General features: G+C 67.8%; 6 protein-coding genes. 2 read left to right on the top strand and 4 right to left on the bottom strand.

The annotated features are described in order from the left end of the window. Both WU80_RS23190 and WU80_RS23185 read right to left on the bottom strand, forming a co-directional pair. Positions 1–848 (bottom strand): alcohol dehydrogenase catalytic domain-containing protein (locus tag WU80_RS23190; RefSeq protein WP_055405863.1); only part of this gene is annotated, 848 nt, incomplete at its 3' end. An 85-nt stretch (positions 849–933) separates the two neighbouring features. Beyond that, positions 934–2,331 (bottom strand): DUF2252 domain-containing protein, encoded by a 1,398-nt coding sequence (locus WU80_RS23185; RefSeq protein WP_055405405.1) that lies wholly within the window; start codon positions 2,329–2,331, stop codon positions 934–936. Positions 2,332–2,501: 170 nt separating this feature from the next. On the opposite strand from WU80_RS23185, the gene WU80_RS23180 reads away from it, so the two are divergent. Further along, a complete protein-coding gene (locus WU80_RS23180; protein WP_055405408.1) occupies positions 2,502–3,569 on the top strand; it encodes a sulfate ABC transporter substrate-binding protein in 1,068 nt (355 codons plus the stop codon). Positions 3,570–3,585: 16 nt separating this feature from the next. Next, on the top strand, positions 3,586–5,352 hold the full coding sequence (locus tag WU80_RS23175; protein WP_055405406.1) for a SulP family inorganic anion transporter: 1,767 nt from the start codon (positions 3,586–3,588) through the stop codon (positions 5,350–5,352). Between the two features lie 10 nt (positions 5,353–5,362). Here WU80_RS23175 and WU80_RS23170 read toward each other — a convergent pair whose 3' ends face one another. Together WU80_RS23170 and WU80_RS23165 are read right to left on the bottom strand one after the other, a co-directional pair. Continuing rightward, positions 5,363–6,199, bottom strand: a complete 837-nt coding sequence (locus tag WU80_RS23170; protein ID WP_082459999.1) for an SDR family oxidoreductase — start codon at positions 6,197–6,199, stop codon at positions 5,363–5,365. 41 nt (positions 6,200–6,240) lie between these two features. Beyond that, positions 6,241–8,355: a hypothetical protein gene (locus tag WU80_RS23165; RefSeq protein ID WP_156371830.1), complete on the bottom strand. Its 2,115-nt coding sequence runs from the start codon at positions 8,353–8,355 to the stop codon at positions 6,241–6,243. Positions 8,356–8,402: the final 47 nt, after the last annotated feature.

Raw genomic sequence — 8,402 nt, 5'->3', positions numbered from 1 at the left:
ATGTGTATAAGAGACAGGATCATGGCGAGGGAGACCACGACCGCGTCCGCCAGCACGCCCCGGGTCAGGTCCCGCACCAGCTCGAGCGCGTCGGCGGCGGTCGTGGCCGTGTGGGTCGCCCCGAACCGGACGGCCGAGGTGCGCTTGAAGTCGCTTACGTCCACCGCGACGATGCGGGCCGCGCCGCTGATGCGGGCGCCCTGCACGGCCGCGGTGCCGATTCCGCCGGTGCCGATCACCACCACCGTGTCACCGCCGCGCACCCCGGCGCGCCGCGCCGCCGAGCCATACCCGGTGGGAACCGCGCAGGCCAACAGCGCGGCGGGCACGAGCGGAAAGCTCGGGTCGATCTTCACCAGTGAATTCGCCGCCACCACAGTGTGTTCGGCAAAGGCGCCGATTTTGGACACGTGGCCGAGGTTCCGCCCGTCGCGCGTGTGATGGCGGAAGGTGCCGTCGGTCGGCATGCCCGGCGCGAGCGTCCCCGACCCGGTGTCGCACAGGTACTCCATCCCAGAGGCGCACCATCGGCACCGGCCGCAGACCGCTACGAACGACGTGACGACGTGATCGCCCGGCGTGAACTCGTCGACGCCGGGCCCGACGTCGACGACCACCCCGGATCCCTCGTGGCCGCCGATCGTCGGAGACATGGCCGGTAATCCCATGGCGCGCAACGTCTCCGGGGGCGCGGCGAGGCGGCCCTGGCGGATGTGTTCGTCGGAGTGGCAGAGGCCGGCGGCGGCCAGCCGCACCAGGACCTCGCCGGCCTTGGGCGGATCCAGTTCGAACTCCTCGACCGACCACGGGCTGCGGTAGTCGTGGAGGATGGCCGCGCGGCTTCGCATCGCCTCGTGCCGCCTTTCTGCCGGGCGCTCACAGCGACACAAATACTATCAATTGATTGATTACCGACCCGGGCCGGCGGACGGGTTACCGGGCGGCGCCCGCGGCCACCTCGATGTCGCCGGCCGCGGCCGCGGCCCGCAATTGGTGGAAATCGTCGAGCGACTTGTCGGCGTACGCGTAGCACCACTCGGCCCCCGCGTCGTGCACCGTGGCGCTGGTGCCGACGTATCCGCGCAGCAACGACGCGTTCGCGCTTTGCGAATGCGCCCGCGCCAACAGCACCGCGCAGGCGGTGACGTAATCGCGAAAGGTTGCGGCGCCCATGCCCTCGGTCTCCACCGTGCCCTTCATGTCATGGAACTGACGGACGTAGTAATCGCGGCCGTCCTTGCGGGTGGCGCCGAGGAACACGTCCGACATCGCCTGCAGCATTCGCTGGCCGTCCACGACGCGGACGCCCTGACCCCTGGCCTCGACGGCGGCCGCAAGGGTGGCGGGCTGGCGCCAACCGCCGTATTCGTCCAGCACCGATCGGGTCGCCTCCTTGATCTGCAGGATCAGCGGGGTGCGGTTCGGGCCCACCAGGATGACCAGGTAGCAGCGCGTGCCGACGCTGCCCACGCCGACCACCCGCAGCGCCATATCGGTGACGCGAAAGTGCGACAGCAGCAGCGCGACGTCGGCGGGGACGGTGGCCAGATATTCCTGAATGGATTCCATCAGCACGGCTTCGACGTCCTCGTCGACGTGCTGCAGCACCGGTGGGGCCTCCCGTAGCCGCGGTGTGCCGTCGGCGCCAATTTCGGTGAGCTGTTTGAAGACTCGCGCCGATGTCCGGCGGCGCGCCCGGGATGCCGTTCGATGGATCACGCCGAGCAGGCCCTTGGACACCTGCACGGCGTGCCGCTCCGGTTCGACCCGCAGGTAGTAGCGGTCCAGCACGTTCATCGCCAGCATCGCCTGCAGGCTGGTTTGGTAGCCGACCAGCGCCTGCTCGACGCAGCGGCGGATGGCCCTGGCGCGGTAGCCGGCGTGGCGGCCGCCGACGATCGCGCTGGTGATCAGGCGTTTGACGTCCCATTCGGCAGGCGCGACGGCGGCCTCGTCGAAGTCGTTGAGGTCGAACACGATTGAGCGGTGCGGTGCCGCATACATGCCGAAGTTCGATATGTGGGCGTCACCGCAGCACATCACTTCGATCCCGCTCGACGGGCTGGCGCCGAGGTCGGCGGCCATGACCGCCGCCGACCCGCGATAGAACGAGAACGGATCGGCAAGCATTCGGGCGAACCGCAGCGGCACGAGATCTCCTAGGCGACCGGTGTTTTGCGCCACCAGGATTTCGGTTGCCGAGCGGTCGGACGGAGTCAGCTGCGCGAGGGTGCGCCGCGGCACGGTCTTGCGCAGCGCGCGGCCGCGCGCCACGTCCCGGTCGGGATCTTCCAGATCGATCAGGCGTTCGCGCAGCACCGGTTGCGGCATCCGCTCAGCATAGGTAGCGATGCCACGGCCGCGGTCGGCTTTGACGCCCCGACCACGGGCGCACTTATTTTCAGCCTGATTCTCACCGCTGCACCCGGACGTGCCGATCGTTAACATGCTTAAAAAGTTTGGTGCCAGAAGAACGGCCATTGCCGCGGGAGGACGCCTGGATGCTGGACGCGCGTCCGAGACTCCCGCGGTGGCGGGTCAACTGGCTCACCGTCCTCGGCGTCGTGGCCATCGTGGTCGCGGCCGGGGCGATCGCGGTGAAGAACGTTTCCCCCCAGGGGGCCAACCGGATCCTCAACGTTTCCTACGACCCCACGCGCGAGCTCTATGCCGCCATCGACCGGACATTCGTCGCGCAATATCGCGCGCAGACCGGAATCACTCTGGATATCAAGGAATCTCACGGCGGGTCGGGGCGGCAGCTGCGCAGCGTGCTGGACGGCAGCCAAAAAGCCAGCGTGGTGTCGCTGGCGCTGATCAGCGACATCGACACGCTGAGCAAGCGCGGGCTCGTCGCGGCCGACTGGCAGCGGCGGCTGCCGAACCGTTCGGTGCCGTACACGTCGACCATCGTCTTCGTCGTCCGCAAGGGCAATCCCAAGGCCGTGCGCGACTGGCCCGACCTGATCAAGAGTGACGTGTCCGTGGTGACCCCGAACCCGCGCAGCTCGGGTAACGGTCAGCTCAGCGTGCTGGCAGCCTGGGGCTCGGTGACCACCCGCGGCGGCAGCCAGGCCCAGGCGGCCGACTACGTGCGGACGCTGTTGCGGCACGTCGCGGTTTCCGACGCCGGCGCCCGCAGCGCCGGCGACAGCTTCACGCTGGCCAGGGTCGGCGACGTGCAGCTGACGTGGGAGAACGAGGCGCTGCGTGAGGTCGCGGCCAACCAGGACGAACTCGAGCTCGTCTACCCGCCGGTCAGCATTCTCGCCGAGCCCGCGGTGGCGTGGGTGGACGCCAACCTCGCGGACGCGAAGACGGCGGGCTACGCGAAGGCCTACCTCGACTACCTGTTCACCGACGCGGGCCAAGAACAGGCGGCCCAGTACGGCTACCGACCGTTCAAGCCGGAAATCCTTGCCCGGCACGCGGATCGGCTGCCTCCGCTGGCCCTGTTCCCGATCGGTGCCATAGCCAAGGACTGGGCCGACGCGCGCGAACAGTTCTTCGGCACCAACGGAATCCTCGACGCGATCTCCGCGCCGCCCGGCGCGGTGTCGGGAACATAGCGAAGACGAGCACACGGTGGCCATCGGTTTCAACTACGACCTGGTGAAGGGTCGGCATGACGTGATCGCCGGGCTCACCGTGGCCGCGATCTCGTTTCCTCAGGCGATGGCGTACGCGCTGATCGCCGGGGTGGATCCCCGGTTCGGCGTGTATTCGGCGATCGTCGTGACGATCGTCGCCTCGGTCTTCGGATCTTCGTCGCATCTGATCAACGGTCCGACGAGCGCGATCTCGCTGCTGGTGTTCACGGCACTGGCGTTCATCGATTCCGAGAACGCGACCGAACTGTTCGAGGCACTGTTCCTGTTGGCCGTGCTGGTCGGCGCGTTCCAGATCGTGATCAGCTTGTTCAGGCTCGGCAACCTGACCCGCTACATTTCCGAGTCGGTGATCATCGGCTTCATGGCGGCGGCGGCGTTTCTGCTCGCCATCGGCCAGCTGGGCAACGCGCTCGGCGTGCGGGACAAGGGCAACGGCCACATGCAGGTTTTGCGCCGCGTGTGGCTGACGTTGGCGCACGGTGACCACATCAATTACCGTGCCCTGACGCTGAGCGCCGCGGCGGTGGTGCTGGCCGTGGTTCTGCGGAAGTTGTTGCAGCGCTACCGATGGCCGCAGATCGACATGCTCGCCGTGCTGATCCTCACCGGGCTGGTCGCCTATCTCGCGGGCTGGTCGGTTCCGGGCTCGAACGGGCACACCGCCGTCGCGGTGGCCGCCAAGATCCCGCGCAGCCTGCCCACCGCGCACGTTCCCGAGGTGCACACCGACTGGCTGCCGCACCTGTCGAGCGGCGCGCTGGCCATCGCCTTCGTCGGCATCATCGAGGCGCTGTCGATCGCCAAAGCCATTGCCTATCAGACCAACCAGCAGATCGACTACAACCGGCAGATCATGGCCGAAGGGCTGGCCAACCTCGCCGGCGGCTTCTTTCAGAGCCTGCCGGGCTCGGGGTCGCTGTCGAGGTCGGCGATCAACTTCCAGTCCGGCGCCCGCACGCGCTTCTCCGGAATCGTCTCGGCCGCAACGGTGGCCGCGGCGCTGCTGATGTTCGCGCCGTTGCTGCGGTACGTCCCGCAGGCGGCGCTGGCCGGGTTGCTGCTGGTGACCGCCGCCCGGCTGGTCGACTTCAGGCGCCTGGTCTACACGCTCAAGGCGTCGAAGTACGACGCCGGGCTCGTCATCGTGACCGCGTTCACCGGCGTGGCGATCGATCTGGACAAGTCGGTGTTGCTCGGTGTGGTGCTCTCGATTCTGCTGTTCGTGCCGCGCGCGGCGAAGCTGAAGGCCAGGGAGCTTGTCGTCACGCCCGAACGCGTTGTGCGGGAACGCATCCCCGGGGACCCGGTGGATCCATCGATCGTGATCTACGACCTGGAGGGCGAGTTGTTCTTCGGTGCAGCACCGGAACTCGACCGCTACCTTTCCGAGATCGGCCGACGGGTCGCCGACGACGGCCTCACGTTCGTGGTGTTGCGGCTCAAACGGGTGCGACATCCCGACGTCGTCTGCATCGAGCGCATCGAGCATTTCCTGCGCGACGAGACCGCGCGCGGGGTGACGATCCTGTTGGCCGGCGTGCGCCCGGACACCCTCGGCGTTTTGCACAACGTCGGGTTCCAGGGTTGGTTCCCCGCCGAGCAGGTCTTCCCCGAGGAGGACGAGGAATTCTCGGCGACGCTCAAAGCGGTGCGCTACGCGCACAACAAGAGCGATGTTCAGTCGCCCGTCACCACCCCGCCCGAACTCGCCCCGCACCCGGAGCTGTACTACCTGGTCTGACCCGACGGGCTCAGCCGGCGGCGGCCACCCGGGCCCGCTCGGTCATCGACGCGATGACGCCGCCGTCGTTGAGGATGTCGGTGCCGGTGAGGTAGCCCGCCTTCTCGCTGGCGCAGAACGCGAGCAGCTCGGCCATCTCCTCGGGCTTGCCCCACCGCGGGACCGCGGCGTTGGTCACCATCGCGCCGGCGCCGGCCTGCTCTTCGAGCCTGCCCATCTCGGTGTCGATCGAGCCCGGCGAAACCGAGACGATGCGCAGCCCGCGGGCGTTGAATCTTTCCGCCTGGGACTGGCTGTACCACTTGACGAAGCTCTTGCTGACCGCGTAGGCGATGCCGGATCGCGCCTCCTCGGGCACGATGTTGCACGTCGTCATCAGGGCGTCCAGGAAGGCGTCGGCGTCGTTCAGCGCGAGCGAAAACTGGTCCACCGGAACCATTTCCGCGGGCAGGATGTGGGCCGCCATCGACGCCACGTTGACGATCGCGGCGCCCTCGCCGGCCGCGGCGTAGAACGCCTCGTTGACGTTGAGCGTGCCGATCGCGTTGGTCCGCATGACGTAGTCGGCGGGGCCCATGCTAGGGCTCACCCCCGCGGTGTGGATGACCGAGGCGAGCCTGCCGAGGCCCTTCGCGGTGTCGAGCAGGCCAGTCATCGCGCCCCGGTCGGTGACGTCGCAATTGACCGCGGTGGCGTTCGCCCCGAGCTCTTCCAGGGTTGCCGCCGCGGCCTCCAACCGGTCCTGCCGGACGTCGCAGAGGACGACGGCGTGGTCGTGCGCGACGAGTTTGGCCGTGGCCAGACCCATGCCACCCGCACCGCCGGTGATCACCGAAACTGGATTCATACTTGGACCGTATACGGAGCGTGTTTGAGGGCGAACCTGGGTTAGGGCATTGCCCGGGCCCAAGCGATATGCCCTTCGAAGCCAAGCGAATTGGCCATCGCGCGATAGCGGTCGCGGTAATCCCGATAAGTTGCGCCGTCGTCGCGCGCCTGCGCCGCCAGTGCGCGCATCCGCAGCAGCCACAGGTCATGCAGCACGAATCCGGGTTCGGTCGGCATCGCCGCCAGCCGGTCGATGGCCTCTTCCGCTTCAGGGAGGTCCCTGGCGCCACCCCTGCGCAGCAGCGCTTCTGCCAGCGCGGCGGTGGTGGCGCCGAGACTGAGGAAGTCGGATCTGTCGTATTGCGCTTTGATGGCGGGGCGCAAGAGTTCGATCGCAGCGTCAAGGTCGCCGATGCGCAACTTCTCATTGGCGATAAAGAGGTTCACCAGCGTGTCCGCGCCCAGCGTGAAGCGCTCTTGCAAGGCGGCCTCACGCGCGGCGGCGAGCAGGGTGAAGGCGGCTTCGCGTGAGCCTCCGTCGTAGGTCAACAGGGCGACGCCGTGCACGTACCGGGCGCAGGCCAGCGTGAGATCGTCACCGGATCGCTCCGCGATGTCCAGCATCTCGGCCGTCTCCCGCAGGGAGGCCGCGTCGGGCAACCAGACCCCGTAGGGGACCAGGTTGTACTTGAACAGCAGCATGATCGCGCGCAATGCCGGTTCGAATGCGCGGGCCATCGTCACGCCCGTATCGAGATCAACCCGCCAGTCCGGATCGCCGAGGAAGCACCGGGCGCAGCCCCGGAGCACGGTCGCGCCGGCCAGCGGGGAGCCGATGATCAGATTGCCCTTGGTCGCGTCACCGTCGGCCAGCTCGATCGCCCGCTGCGCGATGCGTAGGGCTTCGGTCATCTCGCAGCGCTGAAGATTGGTGGGCATCGCCGCGTAGAGCAGCCCGAGAATCAAGGTCGGATCGCCGATCGAGTCGAGCAGGCTCTCGAGCTCCGAGGCCAACTGTGCGGCTTCGCCGAACCGGGCGTGCACGATCAGCGCCGGCAGCCATCCGGCCATCGCCATCGCCAGCGACACCTTGTCGCCGGCCGCGGTCGCCAGGTCGCGCAGTTCGTCAAATCCGGTGTCTGCCATGGTGCCGCCGGTCAGCCAGGAACTGGCGCAGAGCAGCGTGCGCGGCGCGATCCGCATTGCGGCGCGCTCGGTGTCGGCGGCGGGTAGGCGGTCCGCGACGTCGCGCGCATGCCGCCAGCTCGCCCGCGCGGCGGCCATGTTGCGGTGTCTCAACCACGTTCCCGCCCGCATGTACCAGTCGAAGGCCGCATGCAGATCGCCCGCCGCTTTGAGGTGTTCTGCGATCAGTGCGGCATTTTCGTCGGCTGATTCCGGCTCGCGCTGTTCGATCAGGGCGGCGAGTCGGCGGTGCAGCTCGTCGCGGTCCGACTTCAGTTGCGATTCGTAGGCCACATACCGGATCAGCGGATGCCGAAACGCGTATTCGACCTTCGGGGTGAACGCGACCTGGTCGATCAACTCGCCCTTGACCAGTTCGTCGAGGACCGGTTCGACGCCCAGAGCGCTGACCAGGTCCGGGCTGAACTGCGTCCCGATCACCGCGGCCGCGCACAGTGTGCGTTTGGCCGGGAAGCTGAGGCGGTCGATGCGGGCGGCGATGACGGCGTGCAATGTCGGCGGGGCGGTGATGTCGGCAATCTCGCCGTGGAGCAGGTAGGAACCGCGCTCGCCGCGAATCGAACCCCGCTCCGCGAGGTCGCGCACGATTTCCTCGGCGAAAAAGGGATTGCCGCCCGCACGTTCGGAGATGACTTCCGCGAGCCCGCGCACCGAGGCATCGGTGCCGAGCAGTTCGTCGATCAGCGCCACGGTCTGGGTGTTGTTCAGCGGACGCAACGCGATGGTCTGTGCGCCCGGAATCGCCGCCAGCGCGCCCTGATACTCGGGCCGGTAGGTGATCAGCATCATCGAACGGGTTTGCCGGATCACGGTCAGAAAGTCGGCGAGCATCGACTCGCTGACCTCGTCGATCCAATGGGCGTCCTCGATCACATAGAGGGCCGAGCCACGGCGATTCACCCACGCGGCAGTCACGAGCGCGGTGAGACGCCGCCGCCGGGCGTCACCTTCGATGTTGGGCGCTTCCACCGTGGGATCCGCAATGCCGAGCAGGTCGTCGACCTGTCTCTTATACA

Source organism: Mycobacterium sp. UM_11, assembly GCF_001414075.1.
Classification (GTDB): domain Bacteria; phylum Actinomycetota; class Actinomycetes; order Mycobacteriales; family Mycobacteriaceae; genus Mycobacterium.
Note: the sequence above shows the minus strand (reverse complement) of the source record. Positions and strands in the feature narration are given on the sequence as shown.

Bases quoted from the DNA above. Each gene is read 5' to 3' on its own strand.
- WU80_RS23170 (WP_082459999.1), bottom strand. From the start codon at position 6,199: ATGAATCCAGTTTCGGTGATCACCGGCGGTGCGGGTGGCATGGGTCTG.
- WU80_RS23185 (WP_055405405.1), bottom strand. From the start codon at position 2,331: ATGCCGCAACCGGTGCTGCGCGAACGCCTGATCGATCTGGAAGATCCC.
- WU80_RS23180 (WP_055405408.1), top strand. From the start codon at position 2,502: ATGCTGGACGCGCGTCCGAGACTCCCGCGGTGGCGGGTCAACTGGCTC.